Below are 25,140 nucleotides of genomic sequence, written 5' to 3' on the forward strand. Positions count from 1 at the left end.
ATGCACTGTGACAAAACTGGTGAGAAGAACTCAGTGTGAATTTGGTTTTCATAGCGGAGAGATTCCGGATGAAACATTGAGTGTTTGAATCAGCATGGCATTAAGCGTAAAGCATCGGGAAAACGGGATATGAATAAAAGGCCATGGTAAAGCCCAAAAGCTCAGATTCTACGTAGAGTTACCTTGGTGCGCATAATGTATATTATGTTAAATTGCATATTGAGATAGCTGAGCCTTAACCTGACTACCCGCCCCCAAGGGTTTTCTTTCTGTAGAACCTGTTCTTTCATCATCATTCCCAGTTTTCCTTTTCGTAAGGTTTTAGCCAGTTCTTTTCAGTTACAGGTACTCGTTCACCATTAAAGGTATACGTACAACAACGGCATCGAACCGGGACGTCTTCTGCAGTGAATTCAGGATTAACCTTCTGCAGCAATCCTTGCTCATCGATGCAAAGCCCGCTGTAGTAACTCGATTCGCCATAACGTACGTAGCTGCTCCAATTTTTACGCTGTAATGCAACCAAATAAAAAATCGGCTCTTCCTTATCCAGTCGACTTATTGCTTCACGATGCACATCAATCCACGGTTGCCCAACGTTACGCAGCAAAAATTTGAACAACGGCGTGTAATCAATACCTTGTTGCATTCTGCCGTGCATGCCTTCTCGCATCGGTAAGTTCTCATCAATCGCGTGTTTCTTATGGCGCTGCCAGCGGTACTCACCACCATGGCGGATTGCTCCCCTTGCAGTAGTGTTCTCCCTGCGAAAAAGCATTTTCGGTCTGCCTTTCTTAAACATCATCCTTTTCCCTGTTTTATTTTGATCGCGCTACGCGAAATCTGAGAAAGCTTGGCAGCATTTCCCTTGCAGATTTCGCCAAAATGCACTGTTTAACTGGCATTAGATCGACCAATATATCTGCATATTCACCCTGAGTTGGGCAGCATTAAAGCACAAATCATTTGAACTCAACCCCTATTTAACATAACGCAATAATTGTGACATTGTCACTACAATCCAACCTTTTTCCCCTGTCACTCGTAGGCGCTGCCAAAGGGATATCGGGCGACAGGCCCCTCCAGAAGGAGCCTGTTTTTTTCACGAGAACCGTGTTTCCCGCATCAGCTATTTACAAAGGCCAGTAGATCGCTGTTGACCCGATCAGCATGGGTCGTAGGTATGCCGTGCGGCGCACCTTTGTAGGTAATAAGCTTACCGTTTTTGACCAACTTGGCCGAGAGCACGCCTGAATCTTGGTATGGAACCACTTGATCGTCATCGCCGTGGATCACCAAAACCGGGATGGAAATACGCTTGAGATCGTCGGTGAAATCAGTCTGTGAGAACGCGACGACGCCGTCATAATGAGCCTTGGCGCCGCCCATCATGCCTTGCTGCCACCAGTTCCAGATGACCGCATCCAACGGCTTGGCGCCGGGCCGGTTGTAGCCGTAGAAAGGTCCCGCGGGAACATCGTAATAGAACTGCGCCCGATTGGCGGCCAGTTGCGCCTGGAAATCATCAAATACTGATTTGGGTGTCCCTTGCGGATTACTGTCGGTTTTCACCATCAACGGCGGCACAGCACTGATCAGTACGGCTTTCGATACCTTATCCTCACCATGACGCGTGATGTAACGCACCACCTCGCCCCCGCCCGTTGAGTGACCCACATGCATGGCACCTTGCACGCTCAAATGTTTCACTACCGCAGCAACGTCGTCCGCATAGTGATCCATATCATGCCCTTCCGATACTTGACTGGAACGACCATGGCCACGTCGATCGTGCGCAACAACGCGGAATCCTTGGTTTACGAAGAACAGCATCTGGGCATCCCAATCATCGCTAGACAGCGGCCAGCCATGATGGAAAAAGATGACTTTTCCATCTTTTGGTCCCCAGTCCTTGTAGAAAATGTCAACGCCATCGCTAGTGGTTACGTAACCCATATCAATTCTCCCATTCAGCAATTAGTCAAAGGGTAATGCTTTTCTCGGCCACGCGCAGGAAAGGCCGGTTCCGGACCTTGCACCCGAAAGCGGATTTGCCTTCGGTCCTGCGTTGACCGTTTAGAGAGTATAGGTTTAAAGTTAGCTTTAAGGTCAATAGGGGTTTTTCGAACGGTATGAAGATTGGGGATTTGGCAAAGGCAACGGGGCTCTCTCCCTCCCGGATTCGTTTCTACGAGGCAGAAGGCTTAATCAGCCCTCCTCCACGTCAAGGCAATGGCTACCGAAACTACGCACCCGAAGTTGCAGGTGTACTGAAGATCATCGATAACGCCCAGCAGGCAGGCTTTTCGCTTGAACAAATACGTCAGTTCCTGCCGCACAATCAAGCGGGCTGGGATCACGAAGGGCTGATCCATTCCCTCAATACCCGCGTAGCCGAGATTGAGCAACTACAACAACAACTTAAGGAGAGCAAAAAAGCAATATTGGCTATGATCGCCAACCTCAAAAATCGGCCGGAGGGTATTTCCTGTGGGGACAATATGCAACGGTTGATAGGCCTGATGGAGGATCCGTAACTACATGGATTCACTCTGCCGTTGGCGTTCCCTGATGGAACCGCATCTGCCAATGGTCATCGTTCTCGCTCGACGATCGCAGCCAGATCGAAGAGCGCAAAGTACTGCGGGTCACGTTGCCGTCGGCACTGCGTTGAAAACTTCTGTAGGTTAGTAACACCACTCCTTCGGCAATAGTGGACAGCTTGAAATTTTCGGCATAAATAGGCGCCTGGCCAGTTTCTTCCTGCAATGCCGCAATGGTATGCCTTTTGTTGTAGCGCTGTCCCGAACGGCCGATCTCTTCAAAATCATCATGCAACAGTTTTTCCACCGTAACCGAATCGTTTCGCAGCAGTGGCTGATGCAACATCGTTTCCAGAGACTGGATTTTGGTTAACAACGCTGTGGAATGGCTCAAAGCGCCCTCCTTATTGGCACTGCCTGACAGGCCAACAAGGTTGGCCCGTGATAGACAGGTCTGAAAAATAGAGTGGGATTGTCGCCTGCGCTCAGTGTTCGGCAGGCTGGCAGAACAAGAATTAGCGCGCCAACTCCACGCCATCCAGTTCGGAAATCGCGAGACAGTAAACCTCTGTGAGAGCATCCACGGTATAGGCGGTATTGGCCGGGATCATAAACATTTCATGGGACTGCAGGGTTTGGTCGCTGATCTTAAGCTCACCGGACAGGACCATCAGTTTGACCCAGCCCGGATGCAGGCGGGCTGACTGGTGACTGCCAGCATCAAGTTTCAACAGCGCCGTGTGCCCATGTGCCTCGCGTTTCAAAATATGGTAATACACCCCATCGTAAGGCATTTTATCGTAGTGCAATGACGCCAGTGTTCTTTTATGCATGATAGTTCCTCGTAACCTGTGAGTCGTTGTCTGCTCGGTTGCAACATCAAGAGGCAATAGGTTCCTCACTGACCTTTACTCTGCTCCCGAAAGCACATGTTCCGTCAACATCTTTGCAAACTGATTATACTGGCCACTGATGCACAATGCGGGCTGATATTCGCATCTTTATTCAGAGCCTGTTAATAAATATATAGAACCTATGGCTCAGACGCAAAAAACGAGGGGGAGTAAAAGAGGCTTTTTTGTCACAAAATACAATGTGCAGTGGCGCGGGGAAAGCATTCGCCCGCAGGATGCGGGCGAGTCAGGCTGGGGTTTATTTGCGGTAATCAGTCAATCCACAGCCTCAGCGGCGACGTAGCAGCAGGCCTGCCAACAGGCTCACGCCGGCAAAAATCGCTACCGTAGTGAGAGGTTTCTTCTTGACCAGATCGCTGACGCAGCTAACAGCATCGCCATATTTTTCTTGTAGTGCGCCGGCAACGTAGCGGGTAGATCCCTCAGCCTGCAAACGCTCATCGCCGGTAACATCACCGGCCACTTCCTGCGCCTTGCCTACCACTTTATCCATCACGCCGTTGATTTTATCGCTGTTCATTCTGCACTCCTGAGTGAGGTTTGTTTCGACGTTTGCATAGTGCAAATGCCTGCCTTGTCTCACGATAGTAAGCCGTTGATGAACCGCTCATAAGGTCAATTTGCAGGGGAATGGCCAGTGCATTTGCACCCTACTTTCCATTTTTAGATGACCGTTCACCGGCAAACAGCCCCCGCTCTCTGGCCCAGACGATGGCTTCGGCGCGGCTATGGACGTCGAGTTTGGAATAGACCGTCGCCACATGATTACGCACCGTATTCGGGGCAAGATTAAGGCGTGCGGCGATCTTTTTGTCCGGCAACCCTTCGCAAATTAACCCCAATACGTCGCGCTCGCGGGCGGTAAGATCGGTGAAGGAAAACCCCGCCAGGTTAGGCTTATTGATACTTTTCACATTGGCCAGTTTTTCGAGCAATGTCTGGCTAAACCAGGAAGCGTCTTGCATGACTTCCTCGATGGCAGCCACCAGATCAAGCTCAGAGCGTTTGCGTTCGGTAATGTCCATCAGTACCAGGAGATAACAACGGGCATCCTGAATGCTCACGGCATCCGCTGAAACCACGCAGTCGATGGTTTCATTGCTCTTTTTGCGTATTTTAAGGTCTTGATTCTCGACGTTACCGCTTTTTTCCAACGTGGCAAATAACCGCCGGCATTCCCCTTGCCCATCGATAACATTGATCTCTTCGACCGTCTTGCCGATTAACTCCTCGGCGGCGTATCCGGTGGTTTTTATAAAGGCCTCATTGATGTCCAGCACCCGCTGCTTGTCCGCCGTGCACACCAGCGTGGGCACCGGACTTAAACGAAAGGACTTCGCAAACCGCTCTTCACTCTCGCGCAGCGCCGACTCCGCCTTGCGACGGGGTTCGAGGTCGGTAAAGGTAAACAGCATGCAATCTTCTTCATTGATGTCCAGCGGCTGGCCGGCGACGATCACCAGCTTGGTTCCGCCGGCCGGCAGCTTCAGCTCGGCCTGCATCTGTGGAATGGTCGCCCCTTCGCTCAGCAATTGCACCGCTTGTTCCTTGCGTTCCGCCTGTTCCAGCACGTCCAGCGCATACACCGAAGTGCCCATCACCTGATCGCGTGTATAGCCCGTCATATCGAGGAACCCCTGGTTGACCTTTATGTAGCGCAGGTCGCTCAGGCTGCAGATCACTGCCGGTGCCGGGTTGGCGTTGAACGTCTTTTCAAAACGTTGCTCGGCACTGGCCCACTCGGTGGCATCACTCAGGATCAAAACCAGCAATTCGGCTTGCCCTTTACTGTCGGTGATCACCAGGCTACGTAAACGGTGAACCCACAGGTACTCCGATTCGCTGGCGGGCCGAACTTCGACCAGTACGTCGCTGAAGGTCTCGCCGTTGGCAGCCCGGTTAATCGGATACTGTTCCGGCGTCAAAGGGTGATTGTTGCGATAACGCAAGGCAAAGCGCTCAGCATATTCACCGCCATTGGCACCCAGCTCACTTAACTTGCTCAACCCATGCATGCTCAGCGCTGCCTCGTTAGCCCACAGAATGGTCTGGTCGACCTCGGCCAGGATCACCCCTTCCGACAACCCTGAGATGATCTGCTGTAGCTGGCTACGGTTAGTTTCGTTGGCAAGGATGGACTGACTCATGTTTTCTCCAAAAGACGAAGTGGCTTGGCCGCCTGACGGCGATCGAAGTGCCTGATAGTGGCGCTGTTCCCAACAGCATAGTGCGTAACAGGTGCATTCGCGGGGTGTGAATGCACTAGCTTTGTCGGTGCAAATGAACCGGGACGGTCAGTGGTGCCAAGCGGCAGACTGATTCTGTCGGCGCGGCCCTGTGCTGTGCGTACAACCACTTGTTTAGTCAATATAAGGAATAACAATGACCACTGTCTATGAATCCAATCGCTTTGCGTTTCACGTTTCATGGGGTTCGGTATTGGCCGGGAGTGCCATGGCGTTGGTGACCTATCTGATACTGAGCGTGCTGGGCACGGCCATCGGCGCTTCGGCCGTGGATCCGTTGCATGAGGGCAACCCTCTGAGTGGCTTTGGCACGGGCACCGGGATCTGGTTGTTTGTCACTACCCTGGTCTCGCTGGCGGCTGGTGCATTTGTCGCAGGCAGAACTTCGCCAAACCGCGGCGGTTTGCACGGTCTGTTGAGCTGGGCAGTGACCACATTACTGACGACCTGGCTGGTGATTTCTGTGGCGAGCGGCGTGGTCGGTCTGGCCGGTAGCGCCGTCGGCAAGGGGCTCTCTTTGGCCGGCAACGGTATTGCCGCCGCAGCGCCGGGCATTGGCGAAAACGTCAAACAGCAGTTAGACAAGAATGGCATCAGCCTGGACTGGAGCAGTTTGGAAAACCAGTTAACCACCACCCTCAAGCAAAGCGGCAAGGCTGAGCTGGACCCGTCCAAGTTGGAACAAAAGAGCGATAGCGTCGCTGCGGATGGTAAGCAAACCGCTACTGATGCAGCCACTGACCCAACCCAGGCGGCTGCAGAGCTCAAGCAATGGTTTGAACGCGTCAAGCAATCCGGTGAGCCTACCCTGAATGCGGCAGATAAGGATGCGCTGGTGAATATCGTCGCAGCCCGTACAGGCAAGAGCCGTGCAGAAGCGACCCAGATCGTAGACAACTATGCCCAGGCTTATCAGCAGGCGGTACAAAAGGTCGACCAGCTGAAGGCGCAGGCCGAGCAAAAAGCCCGCGAAGCCGCAGAAGTGGCGGCCAAACAGGTATCACGCGCGGCATGGGGTTCATTGCTGATCCTGCTGTTGGGCGCGGCGCTCAGTTTTGGCATCGGCCGCATCGCCATGTCAACCCGTCGTCCCCTGGCTGTAGGGTGATGAATAATGGATGTTTCAATGAATAGAAGGTTGTCAGGTATCTCATTGAACTATCGAAAAGTGGTGGGTGCTTCGGTCCCCGTACTGGTCATCGATTTCTTCAATGAAAAAAACGAGCGTTACACTCTGCGCTATAACTTGCCACCGGACACGCCGGAACGGACAGAGCGCCGCGTATCATTGCTGCTGCACCTGCTTCGTAAACAAAAGCCGATGGATATCGGTGACGCAACGTCATAAATCTTGTTGAATCCGCTCAACCCGCGCCTGCTGGCGTGGGTTGAGCCTTAATCACTCCCCCTCTGAATAATATCGTTTTTTCGTCGTCAGATTTATTTCACCCTTGCAGATGCCAGGGCAAAACAGAACGCCGTTCTTAAACCTATGTCGCGTCACTGACGCCGTTCATCGAGCCGCAACGTCGGCAAGCAACGTCTCTGCGGCCAACTTACCCAGATTGTTGGAGGCCAACGGGCTGTCGCCGGTCAACAAACGACGGTCTTTGTGGACTTTCCCGGTGATGTCGCTGTTGAGGATCTTGACGCCCAGTTCGCGAAGGCGTTCACCGACCAGCCAGGGCATTGGGCCCGGAATATAACCGATATCGATATTGGCGCCGGTATCTAGCGAGTCGGGGAACACACAGATCTCGTAACCGCGATACAAGAAGTTTTCCTTGTCCTCACCCAAACCCGCCGCCAACAATCCGGCAGGCCCGTGGCACAGTGAAATCACGTAACGGTCGTTGTCATGCGCCCAGAACAGCGCTTTTTTCACGTCTTCGCTGAAGGGAATGTCGTTAAGCACCCCATGACCGCCCGGGATAAAGACACCGATATAATTACCCGCATCCAAGTCCTTCACTACCTCAGTCAGCTTTTTCGGTTGCTTGAGCTGACGGCGATATTTCTCATAGGTGGCCTTGACCGCCGCATCCTCACCAGGGAATGCCCACATCTCAAGCTTTACCGGGTCGCCGGATGGCGTTGCAACGTCGATTTCGAATCCGGCAAGATCCATGTGGTGCATGGGCAATAACATCTCCACCGGGTGGTTCCCGGTAGAGAAAAATTTTCCGTTTTGCATCATCAGATAGCGTTCCTGAGACGCAATCATCAACACCTTCCACTTGCCGCCTTTATAAGGCGCAGGATAGTGGGCGCCGTCAAAATCCGTCTTTGCCGACGTGTATTTACTCAAAGAGTAAGGTGACGGAAAGAACGCATTTTCTTCAGCGGCATCAGGGGCAGGATTACGATCTTCGGATGGTAAGTTAGTCATGATGATCTCCTTATGTGCGATTTGCATTGCAGCTTTAGCTTAGGTAACTCAGCCTAAAGCCGCAATGAGGGATATTCCTCATTAGCTGCCCCTAACCCACGCGGCGCTTCACTTAACCAAAATCCCCCATTTCTTCATGCGTGAAAGCAGCGTGGTGCGTTTCAGTCCCAGGCGCTGAGCGGCGCCGCGTGGGCCGGCAACCACGCCGTTGGTTTCCTTCAGCACCCTGATAATCTGCTGGCGCTCATCTTCCCTTGGCTGACTGGGCTCCGCTTTTGGAACCGGGAGCGCCATCGAAGGGACCGGATATTGCAACTCAGGCAGTTGCAGGTTAAGCACCGTACCACGCGTCAGCAGTACCGCACGTTCGATGACGTTCTCAAGCTCGCGCACGTTTCCCGGCCAGGGCATTTGGCTCAGCAGGCGCAAGGTTTCCGCCGGGATACTGTCGATGGTACGTTTCATGCGGCGCGCAATTTTGTAGGTCAGAAACTTCACTAACTGCGGGATGTCTTCCGGCCTCTCACGCAATGGCGGAATAACGATCGGGAAGACGTTAAGCCGATAGAAGAGATCGCTGCGAAACTCGCGGTCGGCCACCATCTGTTGCAGATCCCGGTTGGTCGCGGCAATCAGGCGCACGTCCACCGAAATCACCTTGTTACCGCCAACGCGCTCGAACTCCCTCTCCTGCAGTACCCGTAGCAGTTTCGGTTGCAGCTCTACGGGAATTTCACCTACCTCATCCAGAAACAGCGTTCCCTTGTCCGCCAGTTCAAAACGCCCCATTCGTTGATTGGTCGCCCCGGTAAATGCCCCTTTTTCATGGCCAAACAGATCGCTTTCCAGCAACCCGGCCGGCATGACTGCGCAGTTCATTTTCACCATGCGCTGATCGCGTCGTTCGCTGAGGTTGTGGATGGCACGGGCTATCAGCTCTTTACCGGTGCCGGTTTCGCCGAGGATCAGCACCGAACAGTCACTTTTCGCTACCATTTCCACCTGTTTGAGCACGGCGGACATCACCACGCTGCGGCCGACAATCTCGCCGAAGTCCGGGTTATTGCCGTTAATCTGCTCGGTCAGATACAGGTTCTCATGCACCAGGCTCTCTTTGAGCCGGTTAATTTCCTGATAGGCCAGCGCGTTATCCACCGCAATCGCGATACGCTCGGCGATCTGCTGCAACACCCGCAGGTTGGCAGCGTTGAAGTTGTCCGGCTGACATTGCGCCAGCTTGAGTACGCCCAGGGTTTTGTTGCCGAAAACTAACGGCAGTACGCACAGCGTTTGAATTTGCTCATGCCAGAGATCGAACAGCTGGCGCTCATAGGCCGCCAGCCGGTCGGAATGCTTCAGATTCAACAGCAGCATTTCACCGCTTTGCATCACCTGTTCCGACAAGGTGCCCGCCAGCGCTACGCTGTACTGCTGACGCTCAACCACGTCATCTTGCAAATAGTGGGTGGAATAAATGGTGACCTGTTCGGTTTTATCGACGCAAAGTACAATGCTGATCGCGTCGATTTTGAAGAAACGGTGAATTTCCTTTGAGATCTCACCGATCAAATCATCCAAATCGAGTTTCGACAGCACCGCGTTGGTCACGTCGACCAAAATACGATAATCATCTCGTTCATGGCGCAATTGCCGTTGACGGAGTTCCGCCTCCTCCCGCAGCTGGAGCTGCTCTGCCGCCAATGCCACCAACTCCATCAGTGTCTGCAACTGCACCAGGCTGGCGTCGGCGAACGGCGTCGGGTGACAACGTAACACTTCACAACCGCCAATCAGGGTACCGCCTGCATGCAGCGGCATCAGGCAATACTGATTAAAGGGTAAATACAGCGCCAGAGCCCCGATTTGCGGATAGCGCGCGTGCAGATCATCGCTCTGCCAGCGCTGTGGCAGCGGGCTTTGTCGCAGCCGACTTACCGGGCCATTTGCCAGCAGGGTCTCATCCTGATAGCTCACCGGCTGTCGATGTGCATCCAGGCCATAAAAGCTGACCCGTTCGCTGTCGGGGTCAAACAGTACCAGCGTGACCTGATCCGCCAATTGCAGGCGTTGCAGTATCTGACGCAGTTGCAGCAACAGATCGGTGAAACTGCGCTGGCTCAGCAGCGTGCGGGTAATTTCCAGTAGTTCTTGTTTTTCTAATTGTGCATTCGACATTGTTTATCACTTGCCTGAGTCGCGATGAAGATTTGTGAGTCACATCGCAAAGTGTAACGCTGGGCCGCGACGTTCTCCCCCGACGGGATCAACAAATCCGCGGCAAAGGCTCGGCATGCGGCAAATCCAACAGGCGGCTGATGCCATAAGCACCCTGCAGCCTTACCTGTCGCCCCTCCGTCACTGTACCAATCAGCGCCGCATCCGCGCCCAATGGGTGAGCACGCAAGGCACTGAGCACGTTCTGTGCGGCTTGCGGTGCGGCCACGACCACCAGTTTTCCCTCGTTGGCAAAATTAATGGCGTCCAACCCCAGCAATTCACAAATGCCACGCACTGCCGGGGCGATCGGCAACAGGCTTTCTTGCACCTCGATGCCCACGCCGGCCGCACGGGAGAACTCATGCAAAATGGCATTCACCCCGCCACGGGTCGCATCACGCATCGCCCGCACACCGTCAATGGCACGCAATGGCTCAATTAACGGCGTTAACACCGCACAGTCGCTGATCACGTCCAGAGACATACCCAACTTTTCGCGCAGGTTGAGAATAGTTGCCCCGTGATCCCCGAGGGTGCCGCTGACAATCACGGCATCGCCGACGCGGATATTTTGCGCCGCCCAGTTCAGACCGGACGGGATCACCCCGATACCGGCGGTATTGATAAATACTTTGTCGGCTGCGCCACGCTGCACTACCTTGGTATCCCCGGTGGCAATGCGAATACCGGCCTGCTGCGCGGTGGCGGCCATCGAGACGACCACGCGTTGTAACTCGGGCAGCGGCAAGCCTTCTTCGAGAATAAAGCCGCAGGAAAGATAGCGCGGCAACGCGCCGCTCACCGCCAGATCGTTGGCCGTACCGCAGATGGCCAGCTTGCCTATGTCACCGCCCGGAAAGAAAATCGGGTCAATCACGTAGCTGTCGGTGGTAAACGCCAGCCGATCGCCCTGCTGCGTTAACTCGGCCAAATCCAACCGTGCCTGATCTTCACGCTGATCCAACTGCGGGTTGGCAAAGGCCGGCAGGAAAAGATCGTCCAGCAATTGCTGCATGGCAGCACCACCGCTGCCATGAGCCATAGTAATCACGTTATTCATGCCGGCGTCTCCTCTGTTTCACGGCGATATTGGTACCAGGCGGCGCAGGCCCCTTCGGACGAGACCATCAGCGCGCCAAACGCGTTTTGCGGCGTACAACCGCGACCAAACAGCGGACAGTCGCGCGGTTTGCATCGCCCGGTGAGCACGTCTCCGCAGCGGGATCGCGGATCGTCAGCCACTTGCCGCCGCTGCGGACGGAAACGACGTTCGGCATCAAAAACCTGGTAGCCTGGCGTGAGGGCAATGCCTGAGTTGGCAATGGTGCCCAGCCCGCGCCATTCGCTGCCGCCTCCCAGGACAAAAACTTCGCTCATCGCCTGCTGTGCCAGCCGGTTGCCCTGTTCCGGTACCACCCGCCGGTATTGGTTTTCGGTTTGGCTTTGTCGGCCAAGAAACTGCTCGACCAGCATCAGCACCCCTTGCAAGATATCCAGTGGCTCAAAGCCGGTCACTACCAGGGGTTTGTGGTATTGCCTGCTGATAAAATGATAGGGCTCGGTGCCTATCACCATGCTGACGTGGCCGGGTGCCAGAAAACCGTCAATGCGTACATCCGGCTGTTGCAGCAGGCTGCGTAAGGTGGGGATCAGGCTGATGTGCTGACAAAATACGCTGAAGTTGCCCAGGCCTTCCTGCCGGGCCTGTTGCAGGGTGATCGCCGTGACCGGCATGGTGGTTTCAAAACCCAACGCGAAGAACACCACCTGCCGTTGCGGATTTTGCCGCGCCAGCATCAGGGCATCCAGCGGTGAGTAGACCACGCGCACGTCGGCCCCGCGCTCGCGCGCCTGCAGTAAAGACCCCTGCTGTCCTGGCACCCGCAGCGCATCGCCGAAGGTGCAAAAAATCACTTCGGGGTGCTCGGCGATTTCGCAGCAGGCGTCGATGCGCCCCATAGGTAAAACGCAAACCGGGCAGCCGGGGCCATGAATGAATTCGATTTGCGCCGGCAGCAGCTTGTCGAGGCCAAAGCGGAATATCGCATGGGTATGGCCACCACACACCTCCATGATTTGCAGCGGTCGTTCGGCGGTAAACGGCAACTGTGCGGCGCGGTGCCAGATATGTTGCAGCAGTTTCTTCACCCGCTGCGGATCGCGAAATTCATCTACGTAATCCATGGTTATCCTCCCCCGCCAAAAACAGCGCCACGTCCTGTTCCACTTCCCCCATCGCCTGCAGTGCTGCCAGCATATCCTCGGCCTCTTGTTGATCGAGGCGGCTCATCGCAAAGCCCACGTGAATCAATACCCAACACCCCAGCATCGCTTCTTTGGGTTCACCCTCCCGGCAAACCAATGCGATATTCACTTCGCGCTGCACGCCGCAGACGTCGGCCCAGGCGTGCTGAGGCTGGTGTTGATCCAACGCCACGATCTGCCCGGGGATCCCTATGCACATAGCTGCCGCTCCAGCCAGGCCAACCACTGATCCATTCCTTCCCCCTGAGTCGCAGAAAGGGTAATTATCTCGATGTCGGGATTAACCTGACGGGCATTGGCGATACATGCGGCCAGATCAAACTTCAAGTACGGCAGCAGATCGACCTTGTTCAGCAGCATCAGACGTGCGGCGGCGAACATATGCGGGTACTTGAGGGGCTTGTCTTCCCCTTCGGTGACCGACAGCACCGCCACCTTGTGCCGCTCCCCCAGATCGAAGCTGGCTGGGCAAACCAGGTTGCCGACATTTTCGATAAACAGCAGGCTGCTGGGCTTGAGCTCCAGACGCTGGGCGGCTTCGTGAACCATTTGCGCATCCAGATGACAGCCTTTGCCGGTATTGACCTGGATCGCCGGCACGCTGGTGGCGCGGATACGTTCGGCATCGTTGGTGGTTTGCTGGTCTCCTTCCACCACCGCGCACTCACGCATCCCGCGCAGCCGCAGCAGGGTTTCGGTCAGCAAGGTGGTTTTGCCAGAACCGGGGCTGGAAACCAGATTCAACGCCAGGATGTGTTGCTCGGCAAAATACTGGCGATTGCGTTCGGCCAGACGATCGTTTTTATCCAACACCCGGGTTTCTATTTCGAGCATTCGCCGCTGGCTGATGCCCGGCGCATGGGTGCCCGCCAATCCCAGTCCATAATGCAGGTCCCCCTGCAGAGGCCGCTGCGGGCGAAACGGTACCTTTGCTTGCCCTTCAATCGTCATTTCCCCATGGGCACAACCGCAAGTGCTGCACATGTTCTTTCTCCTTTCAGTTATTCAATTTCCAGACGTTTTATTTGCAACCCATCATCGGCCTGCACCCGCAGGTTTCTTCCGGCGCAGTGCGGGCAGACCAATACCTGCGGGATCAACAGCTCGACGTCAGCCTGGCAGTCATAACACCAGGACAAGGCGCGTTGTTCAGTCAGATGCAGCTCACAGCCTTCGGCCAGGGTGTCGCGACATACCATGTCAAAACAGAACCGCAGCGATTCCGCCTCCACGCAGGAAAATGCGCCAATTTCGAACCACACCGCGGTAATGCGTTTCGCACGATGTTGACGAGCCTGTTGCTGCATTATTTCCATCGCATGTTGGCACAAGGTTATTTCGTGCATCCGGCCTCCACTCAGGGTGATAAAACGTTTCGTCACCTTGCGTTGCAAATATGGTGCCAAAACCCATTTGGCATATTTGTCGAGTGTCATGACGTCGACAGTAATTAGCTGGCGCCCCCCAATCAAATTTAAAGATTAATTCCAACCCTGATGATTGAATTAAAAGGAAATAATGAAAATCACCAGAGACTGGCACGCTTTATGCTTTAAGTCGTTCACCCGAAGCGATTCGACAATGACCATCAATTTTGAGTGACGACAATGAGTACTATCAGTGAAGTAACCAGCCAGGCCGATTATATCGCCAACAAAAGCAACCGCCTGATGGCGCAGTGGCAAACCTACCACAGCACCTTAATCAAAGCGGTTACCACCACTAAAAAGAAGATTAATCATCAGTTTACTTACGGTCAGGACGACGATCTGCGTTTTGTACTGTTCAACCACTTCACGGTGAGCATTCAATTAAGTGAGGGGTTTTACAGCCGTGATATCTGCTATCGCATTAATTTGGCATCGCCGCATGAAGCGGAGAATTTCGCCCCCTTCGCCCATGCCTCGCTGGATGAAGACGGTAATATTGACGGTGTAATAAACAATCGCGATATGCCGGCGGTATTTGAACATTATCTGGATAAGATCGCCGTTATTTACCAATGCCTGTTTGATTCGCTGCATGACGGCCACGCCATTCATGACGCACTGAAAAAAATAACCCTGTCCGTCTGACTGTCGGCGTTACTCACTGACAGAAAACTGTCGAAACGTCATTTTTTACTGACGATTTCGTCATAAATGACGAAGCAAGGAGTGTGCATGAACCGCTTTATTATTGCGGACCCCAAATTGTGTATTGGCTGCAATACCTGCATGGCCAGTTGTTCTGCGGAACATCGGCAACGGGGTTTGCAGGCATTACCCCGCTTGCAGGTGATTCGTAACGCCCGCGATTCGGCACCGGTGATGTGCCATCAATGTGAGGATGCGCCCTGCGCGCAGGTCTGTCCGGTAAACGCCATTCGCCATCAGGATGACGCCATCGTCCTGAACGAGAGCCTGTGCGTCAGTTGCAAACTCTGCGGTATTGCTTGCCCGTTCGGCGCCATAGGCTTCGGCGGCAGCACCCCGTTAGCGATCCCCTCAGACTGCAACACACCGCTGGCCCTGCCTGCCGCCAAAGTGCCGCGGCCGATTGGCGCCTTCCTGGATTGCGTGCCCGGTGTCCGCGCCGTGGCGGTCAAGTGCGACCTTTGCGCTTTCACCCCCTTAGGCCCGGCCTGTATCCGCACCTGTCCTACCCAGGCCATTCGCTTGGTCAGCGACCACGACGTGCGTAACGCCAGCGAACAGAAAAGGCGCAACGCCATGCAGGCGCTCAGCGCCGAGCTGCCGTTCGCTACCGCCCCAGAATCCCGCAAGGAGCCGAATTGATGTTTTACCCCATTGCGCCCGACCCATTGTCGTTGCTGACTCTGGCATTCGTCGGGTATCTCCTGTTCGCGTTGCTGAGCTGGCTGCTGGCCCCCTGGCCGCGTGTCAATGCCTTGCTGGGTGGTGGCACCTTGCTGTGTGCCATCGCCACCTTGTTGGCCGCCGGACAACTGCTGTTCGCACCGCTGCACAGCGCCCGTTTGCCCTGGTTGCGTTATGCGGTGGAAATCAGCGGCATTAATGCGTTGTTATTGCTGGTGATGGCTTTGTGTGGGATCTGCGCCGCGCTGTATCACATCGGAAGCGTCGCGAAGCTGAACGCCAGTGCAGGTGGCCGGTTGGGCGGGCTGATCAATCTGATGCTGGCAGCGCTCAGCGCCGCCGCGATCGCCGATAATGCACTGGCCTTGCTGTTGCTGTTAGAACTGGCGGCGCTGTGCGGCTATTTCTTGATTGTCCACGCCCCGAACGCGAAAGGTCTGCGGGCCGGGCACAGCCAGTTTTTGCTGATGCGCCTGGGCACCCTGCTGTTGGTTATCGCTTTCGCACTGATTTATACCCACAGCCACAGCCTGCAATTCAGCGTGATCCGCGCTACGCCATTACCGGATGCACTGCGTAACGGCGTCTTCCTGCTGGCGTTGGCCGGGTTTGGCATTTTTGCCGGGGTGATGCCGCTGCATGCCTGGGTGCCTCAGTCCCACAGCAGCGCGCCGGCCTCGGCCGCCACGTTGTTTTCCGGCGCACTGATGAAGGTCGGCCTGCTGGGGATCCTGAAGATAGGACTGGATCTGCTGGGTACGCCCCCGCTGTGGTGGGGATTGCTGGTCCTGCTGCTGGCCGCCGGCACCGCATTTTTGGGCGGGTTGTATGCGCTGATGGAGCACGATCTGCGGCGCTTGCTGGCTTACCACACGCTGGAGAATATCGGCATCATCCTGCTGGGCATTGGCGGTGCCATGGTCGGTATGGCGCTGCAACAACCATTACTGACGGCGTTCGCCCTGATCGGCGGCCTGTTCCATTTGTTGAATCACAGCCTGTTCAAAAGCGCATTGCTGTTGGCGGCGGGTACCATCGAACAACAAACCGGGCTGAAGGACATGGAGAAAATGGGCGGGCTGGCACGGCTGATGCCCTGGACCGCCATTTCTCTGCTGATCGGCCTGGTGGCCATGGCCGCACTGCCGCCATTGAACGGTTTCGCCAGTGAATGGCTGATCTATCAGGGACTGTTCCATTTCAGTGCGGCCCCTGGCTTTATTGGCCATCTGTTCGGGCCGTTGCTGGCGGTGGCGCTGGCCCTGACCGGTGCGCTGGCAGTGATGTGCGTCAGCAAGGTGTTTGGCGTCGCCTGTTTGGGAGCCCCGCGCTGCGCTGCTGCGGCCCAGGCCGTGCAGGCTAACCTGTGCCTGACGCTGAGCCATGCGCTGCCCGCGTTGCTGTGTCTGGTTTGCGGCCTGGGTGCGCCCTGGATCATCCCGCTGTTTGCCCGGCTGATCGGCATGACGGCCGAACAATCCCTCTCCGTGTCCGACACTTTGGTTTCTACCCCGTTGATCGCCATTTTGTTGCTGGCAATGCCGCTGCTGCCGCTATTGATTGCTGCACGTTATCAGACCCGTCGTCAACCTCGCCGGGTACAGGGTAGCGCCTGGACCTGCGGATATGGTCATGAGGAGGCGATGGTGATCACCGCCACCGGTTTTGCCCAACCGCTTCGGGTGATGTTCGCCCCGCTCTATCAACTGCGCCGCTGGCTGCCGGGATCCTTGATCAACCCGTTACATTGTAACGCCTTCGTTGCCTTCTGCCGCGGCCTGGCCGCAGTGGAGCTTGCGGTGCTGTTGGTGGTGGCTTTTGCCTGAGGAGATGACAATGACCTATCCCAATGTGTTACTCGGTCTGGCGCAGGCCTTGCTGTTACTGGCCGTCGCCCCATTGTTTGCCGGTATCAGCCGTGTGCTGCGCGCGCGGATGCATAACCGTCGCGGCCCCGGAGTGCTGCAGGAATATCGCGATATCGCCAAATTGTTGAAACGTCAGAACGTGGCACCGGCGGCTTCCGGTCTGGCTTTTCATGCTATGCCGTACTTGCTGACCGGCACCCTGCTGGCCATCGCCTGTGCGTTACCCATGTTGACTGTCGCCTCGCCGCTGCCTGCCATCGGTGATGTGATCACCCTGATCTATCTGTTCGCCGTGGTGCGCTTTGTTTTCGCCATTGCCGGTCTGGACACCGGCAGTCCCTTACCGCCATCGGCGCCAGCCGCGAAGCGGTGTTGGGCATTCTGGTCGAACCCATCCTGCTGTTGGGGCTGTGGGTGACCGCCCTGGTGGCCGGATCCACTCAGTTGAGCGCCATGGTGCAGAGCCTGCTGACGTTGCCACACCCCGCTTGGTTGCCGCTGCTGTTGGCCGCCCTGGCCTGTGCGTTCGCCACCTATATCGAGATGGGCAAACTGCCTTTTGACCTGGCGGAGGCCGAGCAAGAGCTGCAGGAAGGGCCACTGACGGAATATTCCGGTGCCGAGCTCGGCATTTTGAAATGGGGCATCAGCCTCAAACAATTGGTGGTGCTGCAGCTGTTCCTCGGCGTGTTTCTGCCCTGGGGGCAAGCGGCACAATTCACCGTCCTTCACCTGTCGGCGGCGCTGGTCCTGGCGCTGCTCAAGCTGCTGTGCGCGCTGACGCTGATCGCGATTATCGAAAATAGCGTGGCACGTTTGCGCTTCCTGAAAACGGCCCGTACCACCTGGGCCGGTTTTGGACTGGCTTTTCTGGCGCTGGTTTCCTGGCTGGTCGTCGGCTGAATAATGACAAAGGCAATCAATAATGACTAACGAACATCAAGGCCAGCACTATCTGGCGGCGTTGCAGCAACAATTCCCTGCGGCCATGCTGGCAGCCGAATGGCAAACCGCCGATCAGTTGACGGTCACCGTTAAGCTCAATTCGCTGCCGGACGTGGTGGAATGGCTGTATTACCAGCAAGGCGGTTGGTTGTCGGTGCTGTTTGGCAACGACGAGCGCACGCTGTGCGGCCATTACGCGCTGTATTACGTTCTGTCGATGGAGCAAGGCACCAAATGCTGGATCACGGTGCGCGCCGAAGTGGATGCCCAAACGCTGGAGTTCCCTTCCGTCACGCCGCGCGTGCCCGCCGCCGTTTGGGGTGAACGCGAAGTGCGTGACATGTACGGTCTGCGCCCGGTGGGATTGCCGGATGAGCGGCGGCTGGTGCTACCTGACGACTGGCCGGACGATCTTTACCCGCTACGCAAAGACGCGATGGACTATCGTCAACGCCCCGCACCCACCACCGATGTGGAAACCTATCCGTTCGAGAGCCTGGCCGGAGCCAAAGCCAATGTGGTGCCGATTGGCCCGTTGCACATCACCTCGGACGAACCCGGGCACTTTCGCCTGTTTGTCGATGGAGAAGACATCATCGACGCCGACTACCGCTTGTTCTACGTGCACCGCGGGATGGAAAAACTGGCCGAAACCCGTATGGGCTATAACGAAGTCACCTTTCTGTCGGACCGGGTGTGCGGCATTTGCGGCTTTACCCACAGCGTGGCCTACACCAGCTCGGTCGAAAATGCGATGGGCATTCAGGTGCCGGAACGCGCCCAGATGATCCGCTCGATCCTGCTGGAGGTGGAGCGCCTGCACAGCCACCTGTTGAATCTTGGTCTGGCCTGCCATTTCGTCGGCTTCGATTCCGGTTTTATGCAGTTCTTCCGCGTACGCGAGCAGTCGATGAAGATGGCAGAAATACTGACCGGCGCGCGCAAAACCTATGGTTTGAACCTGATTGGCGGCATCCGCCGAGATATTTTGAAAGAGGACATGCTGCAAACCCTGAAGCTGGCCGCGCAAATGCGCAGCGAACTGGTGGACCTGGTCGATATCTTGCTCAGTACGCCCAACACCGAACAACGCAGCGTCGGGGTTGGGCGTCTCGATCCCCAGGTGGCCCGCGATTACAGCAACGTGGGGCCGATGATCCGCGGCAGCGGCCACCGTCGCGATACCCGCATCGACCATCCGTTTGCCGGCTACGCCAAACTGCCGGTGGAGTTATGCGTGGAAAGCGGCTGCGACGTCTATTCCCGCCTCAAGGTGCGCATTCACGAAGTGTTCAACTCGCTCGGCATCATCGAGTTCGGTTTGCAAAGCTTGCCGGGCGGACCGCTGGCGGTGGACGGCTTCACCTATATACCGCACCGCTTCGCCCTGGGCTTTGCCGAAGCGCCGCGCGGCGATGATATCCACTGGAGCATGACCGGCGACAACCAGAAACTGTTCCGTTGGCGCTGCCGTGCTGCCACCTATGCCAATTGGCCCACCCTGCGTTACATGCTGCGCGGCAATACGGTATCCGACGCCCCGCTGATTATCGGCAGTCTCGATCCCTGCTACTCCTGCACCGATCGCATGACCATCGTCGACGTACGCAAGCGCCAGTCCATCATCGTGCCGTACAAAGAGATCGAACGTTACGGCATCGAGCGGAAAAACAAGCCGTTCTAACCGGAGCCCATCATGCTGAAACTGATTAAAAAAGTGCTGAAGACCGGCCCGGCCACTGTCGCCTATCCGGCCCAGCCGCTGGCCATTGATCCGAACTTTCGCGGCAAGCCCGAATACAGTCCACAGCAGTGCATAGCCTGCGGTGCCTGTGCCAACGCCTGTCCGTCCAACGCGTTAAGCATGACCCCCGATCTCAAAAGCGGCACCTTGCGCTGGCAGCTGTTTCTTGGCCGCTGCATCTTTTGCGCCCGCTGCGAGGAAGTGTGCCCAACCGCCGCCATTCGGCTTTCGCAGCAGTTCGAACTGGCAGTGTGGCGTAAAGAGGATCTGTACGAACAAGCCGACTTCGCCATTTGTCATTGCCGACAGTGCGGCAAACCCTATGCGGCGCAAAAGGAAATTGATTATGCGATGGCGTTGCTCGGGTTGAGCAGCTCGGAGGCGGCAACCCGCCGTGCGCAGTTTGAAACCTGCCCGGCCTGCAAACAGCAGCAGAACCTGGCCCAGGCCGATCGCATTGATATCGGCCGCCATTTGACCCGGGAGGTCATCTCATGAATTCGCCATTGATTGGACCACGTGATGAAAATGGCCTGCCGGTGCCAATCACCCTCGATGACAGCATCGCCAAGCTGAAAACCACCCTGCTGCAGGATATCCGCCGCTCGGCCTATGTCTATCGGGTGGACTGCGGCGGCTGTAATGGCTGCGAAATTGAGATTTTCGCTGCCATTTCACCGCTGTTCGACGCGGAACGTTTCGGCATCAAAGTGGTTCCTTCCCCCAGACATGCCGATATTTTGTTGTTCACCGGTGCAGTGACCCGTGCCATGCGCATTCCGGCGATCCGCGCCTGGCAGGCCTCACCCGATCCTAAAATCAGCATCTCCTACGGTGCCTGTGGCAACAGCGGCGGTATCTTCCACGATCTTTACTGCGTGTGGGGCGGTACCGATCGCATCGTTCCGGTCGATGTCTATATTCCCGGCTGCCCGCCGACGCCGGCGGCGACCATTTACGGTTTCGCCATGGCGCTGGGCCTGCTGGATCAGAAAATCAAAGGCCACCAGCATGATGAAACCGACGGTGAAGCTACGCGCTTGTTGCACCCGCAACTGCCACAGCCGCTGCGAGTGCTGCTGGATCGCGAAGCCCGGCGTATGGCCGGTTACCGCTACGGTCGCCAAATCGCCGACCAGTTCATGCAACTGCTGGCAGCAGAGACACCAGAACCGGTCGAACAGCGCATCGCCGCTTATCTGCACCAGCAAGATGACCTGCGCCTGAATGAAATTGTCGGCAACCTGCAGGGCATTTATCAACGGGTGCTGCGTGGGGAGCTGCGGCTATGACCGATTCCCAAGGACAGGTGGTGTTTTACTCCCTTAGCCGCAAGTTTGTGCAGGAGAAAAAGGCCCCGCCGAAGGCCCAGGAGGTGATCTATTACAGCCTGGCGATCGGCCATCATCTGGGGGTGATCGACTGCCTGGAAGCCAAACTCAGCTGCCCGCTGGCGGGGTTTCGCGCCTGGATAGCGCAGTTGCCTGCGGGCAGCACCGCACGGCGCAAACTGGAAGGGATCGATCGGTTTGGCGAAATCTGTATCGACAACAGCCATACCCACCTGTTGGCCACGGCGTTGAGCCACGCGGCGCCGCGTATGAACACTGAACAGCAAAGCTGGAGCCAACAGCTGATCGCCCTGCTTCAATCGATTGAAAACGAACCCGCCATTTACCTGATGGTCCGGAGGCATGATGACTGACGTTTTATTGTGTGTGGGCAACTGCATGATGGGAGATGACGGTGCCGGGCCGCTGCTGGCTGAATTCTGTGCCGGTCATTCCCCCGCGGGTTGGCAGGTGATTGATGGCGGCGCGGCACCGGAAAATGACATCGGGCATATCCGCGAGCTACGCCCTGATCGCCTGGTGATCGTCGACGCCACCGACATGGGGCTCGCGCCGGGTGAAACACGGGTGATCGACGAAAAAGACATTGCCGCCATGTTCATCATGACGACGCATAACCTGCCGCTTAACTTTCTGATCGACCAACTGCGCGAAGACATAGCGGAAATTACCTTTATCGGCATTCAACCCGAAGTGGTGGCGTTTTATTACCCGATCAGCGCGGCGGTGAAACAGGCGGTGACGGTGCTCCATCAACGCTTGTTTCACTGGGCAGACAATGGCGGTTATCCGCAGCTGGAGGTGACGAATGTCTGACGCGGCATCGTCATTTCTGTCGACCTGCTGTCGACCCCGGGGCCATAAAAAGATAACCCTCTGCTTTTTAAGCATTTTCAATATTGGCATGTTTTATGCCTAACCAGAGCCACGACCTCTCTTTTGCCATACCCGGATGAAGGGTAACCCAGGAGTTATTGATGAACCGGTTTATCATCGCCGATCCCAAAAAATGCATCGGCTGCCGTACCTGTGAAATTGCCTGCGTGATGGCGCACAGCGAAAGCCAGGATATTTCGGCGTTGAACGCCACCAGCTTTGCCCCGCGCCTGCATGTGATTAAAGGCGTCAACGTCAGCACCGCCGTGCTTTGCCGCCAGTGCGAGGACGCCCCCTGCGCCAACGTCTGTCCTAACGGTGCCATCAGCCGCGCCAACGGCATGGTCCTGGTGATGCAGGAACGCTGCATCGGCTGCAAAACCTGCGTCGTGGCCTGTCCCTACGGCGCCATGGAAGTGATCACCCGTCCGGTGGTCCGCCAGAACGGCGCCATGATGAGCGCCACCTCCGAGAAAGCCGAAGCCCATAAATGTGACCTGTGCATCGGTCGCGACAGCGGCCCGGCCTGCATGGAAACCTGCCCAACCAATGCGTTGCACTGCGTCGATCGCAACATGCTGCAGGAAATGAACGCCGAGAAGCGCCGCCGCGCCGCGCTCGACACAATGTCGTCACTGTTTTAGGAACTGAACCGATGAAAAAAATCACAACCGTCTGCCCTTACTGCGGTGCAGGCTGCAAAATGAAACTGGTGGTCGATAACGGCAAAATCATTCGCGCCGAGGCGGCTGACGGCGTGACCAATCAGGGTGAACTGTGTCTGAAAGGCTATTACGGCTGGGACTTCCTGAACGATACCAAACTGCTGACCCCGCGCCTGAGCCAGCCGCTGATTCGGCGGCAGAAAGGCGGCAAGTTTGAGGCCGTCAGTTGGGATGAAGCGATCAGCTATACCGCTCAGCGGCTGCAGCAGATTAAGGAGCAGCACGGTGCCAGCGCCATCATGCACACCGGTTCCTCTCGCGGGACCGGCAATGAAACCAACTATGTGATGCAGAAGTTCGCCCGCGCGGTGATCGGCACCAATAACGTCGACTGCTGCGCCCGCGTCTGCCACGGGCCTTCGGTCGCGGGTTTGCAGGCCACACTCGGTAACGGTGCCATGAGTAACTCGATTGGCGATATCGAAAACTCCAAGTGTCTGCTGATCATCGGTTACAACTGTGCTGACTCGCACCCCATCGTGGCGCGCCGGGTGCTGAAGGCTAAAGAGAAAGGCGCGCAGATCGTCGTGTGCGACCCGCGCCGGATAGAAACTGCACGTATTGCCGACCAGCATCTGCAGATCAAGAACGGCTGCAACATGGCGCTGGTGAATGCGTTCGCCTACGTGCTGATTGAAGAGAATCTTTATGACCGCGATTACGTGGCCAAATACACCGAAGGATTCGAGGCCTACCGGCAGCAACTGGCGGATTATGCGCCAGAAGCGGTGGAACACCTGACCGGCGTTACCGCACAGCAGATCCGCCAGGCCATGCGCACCTATGCCAGCGCCCCTTCGGCCACCATCATGTGGGGCATGGGCGTGACCCAATTCGGCCAGGCGGTTGACGTGGTCAAAGGCCTCGCCAGTTTGGCGCTGCTCACCGGCAATTTGGGCCGCGCCAACGTGGGTGTCGGCCCGGTACGTGGGCAGAACAACGTACAGGGTGCCTGCGATATGGGCGTGCTGCCCAATGAATTCCCTGGCTATCAAGCGGTTACCGATGCGGCCGTGCGTGCCAAATTCGCCGCAGCCTGGGGAATCGACGCCACAAAAATGGATCCCAACGTCGGCTATCGCATCACCGAAATCCCGCACCTGGTGCATGAAGGCAAAGTGAAGGCCTACTACATCATGGGGGAAGATCCCTTGCAGACCGAGGCCGATCTGAGCCTGGTGCGCAGCGCGTTCGAAGCGCTGGAATTTGTGGTGGTGCAAGACATCTTTATGACCAAAACCGCCGAACAGGCGGATGTGATCTTGCCTGCCACCTCCTGGGGCGAACATGGCGGCGTCTTCTCCTGCGCCGATCGCGGGTTCCAGCGTTTCGAAAAAGCCATTGAGCCGCAGTACAACGTCAAGCGCGACTGGGAAATCATCAGCCTGTTGGCCAGCGAAATGGGCTATCCGATGCACTATGAGGATAACCAGCAGATCTGGGACGAAATGCGCGAACTCTGCCCGCTGTTTTACGGCGCCACTTACGAAAAAATGGGCGAGCTCGGTCACGTGCAATGGCCATGCACTTCGCTGGAAAGCCAGGGGACGCCGTACCTGTATCAGGGTAACCAGTTCACAACGCCGTCCGGTAAAGGGCAACTGTTCGCCACCACCTGGCGTGCGCCGGCCGAGATCCCGGATGCAGATTACCCACTGGTGCTCTGTACCGTGCGTGAGGTTGGGCATTACTCCTGCCGTTCGATGACCGGCAACTGTGCCGCCTTGCAAACGCTGGCGGATGAGCCCGGCTTCGTGCAAATCAACCCTCAGGATGCCGCCGCGTTGGGCATTGCCGACCAGCAACTGGTGTGGGTTGCCTCTCGTCGCGGCAAAGTGATCAGCCGAGCCAACTATAACGAGCGTATTAACCTGGGTGCGGTGTATATGACCTACCAGTGGTGGATTGGCGCCTGTAACGAACTGACGCAGGAAAACCTGGATCCGATCTCCAAAACGCCGGAAACCAAATACTGTGCGGTAAAACTGGCGGCGATTACCGACCAGCACTGGGCGGAGAACTATGCACAGCAAAGCTACAGCGATATGAAAGCTCGCCTGCGCCGCGCTGCAGAAGACGTGATGTAATCCCGTCATACTTGAAGCTGCATCTGTGTTGGCTGCAAGCGCTCACCCCAGTCACTTACTTAAGTAAGTGACTGGGGATCCCCGCTCTTGCCGCCTTGATGCAACTCCAATTATTTAGGGAATACCAGGGAATAAATTGACAGGAGGCTA

General features: G+C 56.3%; 26 protein-coding genes and 1 pseudogene. 14 read left to right on the plus strand and 13 right to left on the minus strand.

Going from position 1 to position 25,140, the window contains the following annotated elements:
* Window positions 1-292 precede the first annotated feature (292 nt).
* Both ACMGG1_RS11600 and ACMGG1_RS11605 read right to left on the minus strand, forming a co-directional pair.
* Window positions 293-805, minus strand: a complete 513-nt coding sequence (locus tag ACMGG1_RS11600) for a hypothetical protein (RefSeq protein ID WP_116690454.1) — start codon at window positions 803-805, stop codon at window positions 293-295.
* Window positions 806-1,125: 320 nt separating this feature from the next.
* Entirely contained in the window at window positions 1,126-1,956 is an 831-nt protein-coding gene (locus tag ACMGG1_RS11605; protein ID WP_414161416.1) for an alpha/beta fold hydrolase, read from the minus strand.
* Window positions 1,957-2,132: 176 nt separating this feature from the next.
* Between ACMGG1_RS11605 and ACMGG1_RS11610 the strand changes: the two genes are divergently transcribed.
* Window positions 2,133-2,537 (plus strand): MerR family transcriptional regulator, encoded by a 405-nt coding sequence (locus ACMGG1_RS11610; RefSeq protein WP_128864881.1) that lies wholly within the window; start codon window positions 2,133-2,135, stop codon window positions 2,535-2,537.
* A 10-nt stretch (window positions 2,538-2,547) separates the two neighbouring features.
* Here the strand turns inward: ACMGG1_RS11610 and ACMGG1_RS11615 are convergent, their stop codons facing one another.
* The 4 genes from ACMGG1_RS11615 to ACMGG1_RS11630 form a co-directional block, all read right to left on the minus strand.
* The gene (locus ACMGG1_RS11615) at window positions 2,548-2,937 is read right to left on the minus strand and encodes a nuclear transport factor 2 family protein (protein WP_262214970.1); all 390 of its coding nucleotides are present in this window, start codon (window positions 2,935-2,937) and stop codon (window positions 2,548-2,550) included.
* Between the two features lie 121 nt (window positions 2,938-3,058).
* Window positions 3,059-3,376, minus strand: a complete 318-nt coding sequence (locus tag ACMGG1_RS11620; RefSeq protein WP_262244164.1) for a hypothetical protein — start codon at window positions 3,374-3,376, stop codon at window positions 3,059-3,061.
* Window positions 3,377-3,725: 349 nt separating this feature from the next.
* Entirely contained in the window at window positions 3,726-3,977 is a 252-nt protein-coding gene (locus ACMGG1_RS11625; RefSeq protein WP_020826921.1) for a CsbD family protein, read from the minus strand.
* A gap of 130 nt (window positions 3,978-4,107) precedes the next feature.
* Window positions 4,108-5,604, minus strand: coding sequence for a helix-turn-helix transcriptional regulator (locus ACMGG1_RS11630; protein ID WP_142815196.1), 1,497 nt, complete (start codon window positions 5,602-5,604; stop codon window positions 4,108-4,110).
* Window positions 5,605-5,839: 235 nt separating this feature from the next.
* Here ACMGG1_RS11630 and ACMGG1_RS11635 point away from each other — a divergent pair, with 235 nt between their 5' ends.
* Together ACMGG1_RS11635 and ACMGG1_RS11640 are read left to right on the plus strand one after the other, a co-directional pair.
* The gene (locus ACMGG1_RS11635; RefSeq protein ID WP_020826919.1) at window positions 5,840-6,811 is read left to right on the plus strand and encodes a hypothetical protein; all 972 of its coding nucleotides are present in this window, start codon (window positions 5,840-5,842) and stop codon (window positions 6,809-6,811) included.
* Window positions 6,812-6,829: 18 nt separating this feature from the next.
* The gene (locus ACMGG1_RS11640) at window positions 6,830-7,051 is read left to right on the plus strand and encodes a hypothetical protein (protein ID WP_041414564.1); all 222 of its coding nucleotides are present in this window, start codon (window positions 6,830-6,832) and stop codon (window positions 7,049-7,051) included.
* Window positions 7,052-7,216: 165 nt separating this feature from the next.
* Here ACMGG1_RS11640 and hchA read toward each other — a convergent pair whose 3' ends face one another.
* The 7 genes from hchA to hypA all read right to left on the minus strand — a co-directional run bounded on the left by hchA (window position 7,217) and on the right by hypA (window position 13,920).
* The gene (hchA, locus tag ACMGG1_RS11645; protein WP_046373535.1) at window positions 7,217-8,092 is read right to left on the minus strand and encodes a glyoxalase III HchA; all 876 of its coding nucleotides are present in this window, start codon (window positions 8,090-8,092) and stop codon (window positions 7,217-7,219) included.
* Window positions 8,093-8,200: 108 nt separating this feature from the next.
* Window positions 8,201-10,267, minus strand: coding sequence for a formate hydrogenlyase transcriptional activator FlhA (gene flhA / locus ACMGG1_RS11650; RefSeq protein WP_262244165.1), 2,067 nt, complete (start codon window positions 10,265-10,267; stop codon window positions 8,201-8,203).
* A gap of 88 nt (window positions 10,268-10,355) precedes the next feature.
* On the minus strand, window positions 10,356-11,369 hold the full coding sequence (hypE, locus tag ACMGG1_RS11655) for a hydrogenase expression/formation protein HypE (protein WP_142815199.1): 1,014 nt from the start codon (window positions 11,367-11,369) through the stop codon (window positions 10,356-10,358).
* Window positions 11,366-12,493 carry a hydrogenase formation protein HypD gene (gene hypD / locus ACMGG1_RS11660; protein ID WP_262244166.1) on the minus strand — a complete coding sequence of 376 codons (1,128 nt, stop codon included), beginning with the start codon at window positions 12,491-12,493 and terminating at the stop codon, window positions 11,366-11,368. Before hypD ends, hypE begins: the two co-directional genes overlap by 4 nt.
* Entirely contained in the window at window positions 12,477-12,773 is a 297-nt protein-coding gene (gene hypC / locus ACMGG1_RS11665; RefSeq protein WP_020826913.1) for a HypC/HybG/HupF family hydrogenase formation chaperone, read from the minus strand. Before hypC ends, hypD begins: the two co-directional genes overlap by 17 nt.
* A complete protein-coding gene (gene hypB / locus ACMGG1_RS11670; RefSeq protein ID WP_414161417.1) occupies window positions 12,764-13,558 on the minus strand; it encodes a hydrogenase nickel incorporation protein HypB in 795 nt (264 codons plus the stop codon). Before hypB ends, hypC begins: the two co-directional genes overlap by 10 nt.
* A 17-nt stretch (window positions 13,559-13,575) precedes the next feature.
* Window positions 13,576-13,920, minus strand: a complete 345-nt coding sequence (gene hypA / locus ACMGG1_RS11675) for a hydrogenase maturation nickel metallochaperone HypA (RefSeq protein WP_046373540.1) — start codon at window positions 13,918-13,920, stop codon at window positions 13,576-13,578.
* A 261-nt stretch (window positions 13,921-14,181) separates the two neighbouring features.
* Between hypA and hycA the strand changes: the two genes are divergently transcribed.
* The 11 genes and pseudogenes from hycA (at window position 14,182) to fdhF (ending at window position 24,990) form a co-directional block, all read left to right on the plus strand.
* On the plus strand, window positions 14,182-14,649 hold the full coding sequence (gene hycA, locus ACMGG1_RS11680) for a formate hydrogenlyase regulator HycA (RefSeq protein WP_020826910.1): 468 nt from the start codon (window positions 14,182-14,184) through the stop codon (window positions 14,647-14,649).
* 87 nt (window positions 14,650-14,736) lie between these two features.
* Window positions 14,737-15,351, plus strand: coding sequence for a 4Fe-4S dicluster domain-containing protein (locus ACMGG1_RS11685; protein ID WP_414161418.1), 615 nt, complete (start codon window positions 14,737-14,739; stop codon window positions 15,349-15,351).
* Complete coding sequence (locus ACMGG1_RS11690; protein WP_262244168.1) at window positions 15,351-17,219, plus strand: proton-conducting transporter membrane subunit; 1,869 nt, start codon at window positions 15,351-15,353, stop codon at window positions 17,217-17,219. Before ACMGG1_RS11685 ends, ACMGG1_RS11690 begins: the two co-directional genes overlap by 1 nt.
* 10 nt (window positions 17,220-17,229) lie before the next feature.
* A pseudogene (locus ACMGG1_RS11695) lies at window positions 17,230-18,164 on the plus strand (respiratory chain complex I subunit 1 family protein).
* 22 nt (window positions 18,165-18,186) lie between these two features.
* Window positions 18,187-19,890, plus strand: a complete 1,704-nt coding sequence (locus tag ACMGG1_RS11700; protein WP_046373544.1) for an NADH-quinone oxidoreductase subunit C — start codon at window positions 18,187-18,189, stop codon at window positions 19,888-19,890.
* A gap of 12 nt (window positions 19,891-19,902) precedes the next feature.
* Entirely contained in the window at window positions 19,903-20,448 is a 546-nt protein-coding gene (locus ACMGG1_RS11705; protein ID WP_129982845.1) for a formate hydrogenlyase complex iron-sulfur subunit, read from the plus strand.
* Complete coding sequence (locus tag ACMGG1_RS11710) at window positions 20,445-21,242, plus strand: NADH-quinone oxidoreductase subunit B family protein (RefSeq protein WP_020826904.1); 798 nt, start codon at window positions 20,445-20,447, stop codon at window positions 21,240-21,242. Before ACMGG1_RS11705 ends, ACMGG1_RS11710 begins: the two co-directional genes overlap by 4 nt.
* Window positions 21,239-21,655 carry a formate hydrogenlyase maturation HycH family protein gene (locus tag ACMGG1_RS11715; protein ID WP_129982846.1) on the plus strand — a complete coding sequence of 139 codons (417 nt, stop codon included), beginning with the start codon at window positions 21,239-21,241 and terminating at the stop codon, window positions 21,653-21,655. Before ACMGG1_RS11710 ends, ACMGG1_RS11715 begins: the two co-directional genes overlap by 4 nt.
* Window positions 21,648-22,118 (plus strand): hydrogenase maturation peptidase HycI, encoded by a 471-nt coding sequence (hycI, locus tag ACMGG1_RS11720; RefSeq protein WP_129982847.1) that lies wholly within the window; start codon window positions 21,648-21,650, stop codon window positions 22,116-22,118. Before ACMGG1_RS11715 ends, hycI begins: the two co-directional genes overlap by 8 nt.
* A 161-nt stretch (window positions 22,119-22,279) precedes the next feature.
* Window positions 22,280-22,822, plus strand: coding sequence for an electron transport protein HydN (hydN, locus tag ACMGG1_RS11725; protein ID WP_129982848.1), 543 nt, complete (start codon window positions 22,280-22,282; stop codon window positions 22,820-22,822).
* A gap of 11 nt (window positions 22,823-22,833) precedes the next feature.
* Window positions 22,834-24,990, plus strand: coding sequence for a formate dehydrogenase subunit alpha (gene fdhF, locus ACMGG1_RS11730; RefSeq protein ID WP_128864891.1), 2,157 nt, complete (start codon window positions 22,834-22,836; stop codon window positions 24,988-24,990).
* Window positions 24,991-25,140: the final 150 nt, after the last annotated feature.

The sequence above is a fragment of the Serratia sp. BNK-12 genome, from assembly GCF_047456085.1.
Taxonomy (GTDB): Bacteria; Pseudomonadota; Gammaproteobacteria; order Enterobacterales; family Enterobacteriaceae; genus Serratia; species Serratia liquefaciens.

Coding starts and splice junctions, on each gene's coding strand:
- ACMGG1_RS11600 (WP_116690454.1), bottom strand. CDS start 805: ATGATGTTTAAGAAAGGCAGACCGAAAATGCTTTTTCGCAGGGAGAAC.
- ACMGG1_RS11605 (WP_414161416.1), bottom strand. CDS start 1,956: ATGGGTTACGTAACCACTAGCGATGGCGTTGACATTTTCTACAAGGAC.
- ACMGG1_RS11610 (WP_128864881.1), top strand. CDS start 2,133: ATGAAGATTGGGGATTTGGCAAAGGCAACGGGGCTCTCTCCCTCCCGG.
- ACMGG1_RS11620 (WP_262244164.1), bottom strand. CDS start 3,376: ATGCATAAAAGAACACTGGCGTCATTGCACTACGATAAAATGCCTTAC.
- ACMGG1_RS11625 (WP_020826921.1), bottom strand. CDS start 3,977: ATGAACAGCGATAAAATCAACGGCGTGATGGATAAAGTGGTAGGCAAG.
- ACMGG1_RS11630 (WP_142815196.1), bottom strand. CDS start 5,604: ATGAGTCAGTCCATCCTTGCCAACGAAACTAACCGTAGCCAGCTACAG.
- ACMGG1_RS11635 (WP_020826919.1), top strand. CDS start 5,840: ATGACCACTGTCTATGAATCCAATCGCTTTGCGTTTCACGTTTCATGG.
- ACMGG1_RS11640 (WP_041414564.1), top strand. CDS start 6,830: ATGAATAGAAGGTTGTCAGGTATCTCATTGAACTATCGAAAAGTGGTG.
- hchA (WP_046373535.1), bottom strand. CDS start 8,092: ATGACTAACTTACCATCCGAAGATCGTAATCCTGCCCCTGATGCCGCT.
- flhA (WP_262244165.1), bottom strand. CDS start 10,267: ATGTCGAATGCACAATTAGAAAAACAAGAACTACTGGAAATTACCCGC.
- hypE (WP_142815199.1), bottom strand. CDS start 11,369: ATGAATAACGTGATTACTATGGCTCATGGCAGCGGTGGTGCTGCCATG.
- hypD (WP_262244166.1), bottom strand. CDS start 12,493: ATGGATTACGTAGATGAATTTCGCGATCCGCAGCGGGTGAAGAAACTG.
- hypC (WP_020826913.1), bottom strand. CDS start 12,773: ATGTGCATAGGGATCCCCGGGCAGATCGTGGCGTTGGATCAACACCAG.
- hypB (WP_414161417.1), bottom strand. CDS start 13,558: ATGTGCAGCACTTGCGGTTGTGCCCATGGGGAAATGACGATTGAAGGG.
- hypA (WP_046373540.1), bottom strand. CDS start 13,920: ATGCACGAAATAACCTTGTGCCAACATGCGATGGAAATAATGCAGCAA.
- hycA (WP_020826910.1), top strand. CDS start 14,182: ATGAGTACTATCAGTGAAGTAACCAGCCAGGCCGATTATATCGCCAAC.
- ACMGG1_RS11685 (WP_414161418.1), top strand. CDS start 14,737: ATGAACCGCTTTATTATTGCGGACCCCAAATTGTGTATTGGCTGCAAT.
- ACMGG1_RS11690 (WP_262244168.1), top strand. CDS start 15,351: ATGTTTTACCCCATTGCGCCCGACCCATTGTCGTTGCTGACTCTGGCA.
- ACMGG1_RS11700 (WP_046373544.1), top strand. CDS start 18,187: ATGACTAACGAACATCAAGGCCAGCACTATCTGGCGGCGTTGCAGCAA.
- ACMGG1_RS11705 (WP_129982845.1), top strand. CDS start 19,903: ATGCTGAAACTGATTAAAAAAGTGCTGAAGACCGGCCCGGCCACTGTC.
- ACMGG1_RS11710 (WP_020826904.1), top strand. CDS start 20,445: ATGAATTCGCCATTGATTGGACCACGTGATGAAAATGGCCTGCCGGTG.
- ACMGG1_RS11715 (WP_129982846.1), top strand. CDS start 21,239: ATGACCGATTCCCAAGGACAGGTGGTGTTTTACTCCCTTAGCCGCAAG.
- hycI (WP_129982847.1), top strand. CDS start 21,648: ATGACTGACGTTTTATTGTGTGTGGGCAACTGCATGATGGGAGATGAC.
- hydN (WP_129982848.1), top strand. CDS start 22,280: ATGAACCGGTTTATCATCGCCGATCCCAAAAAATGCATCGGCTGCCGT.
- fdhF (WP_128864891.1), top strand. CDS start 22,834: ATGAAAAAAATCACAACCGTCTGCCCTTACTGCGGTGCAGGCTGCAAA.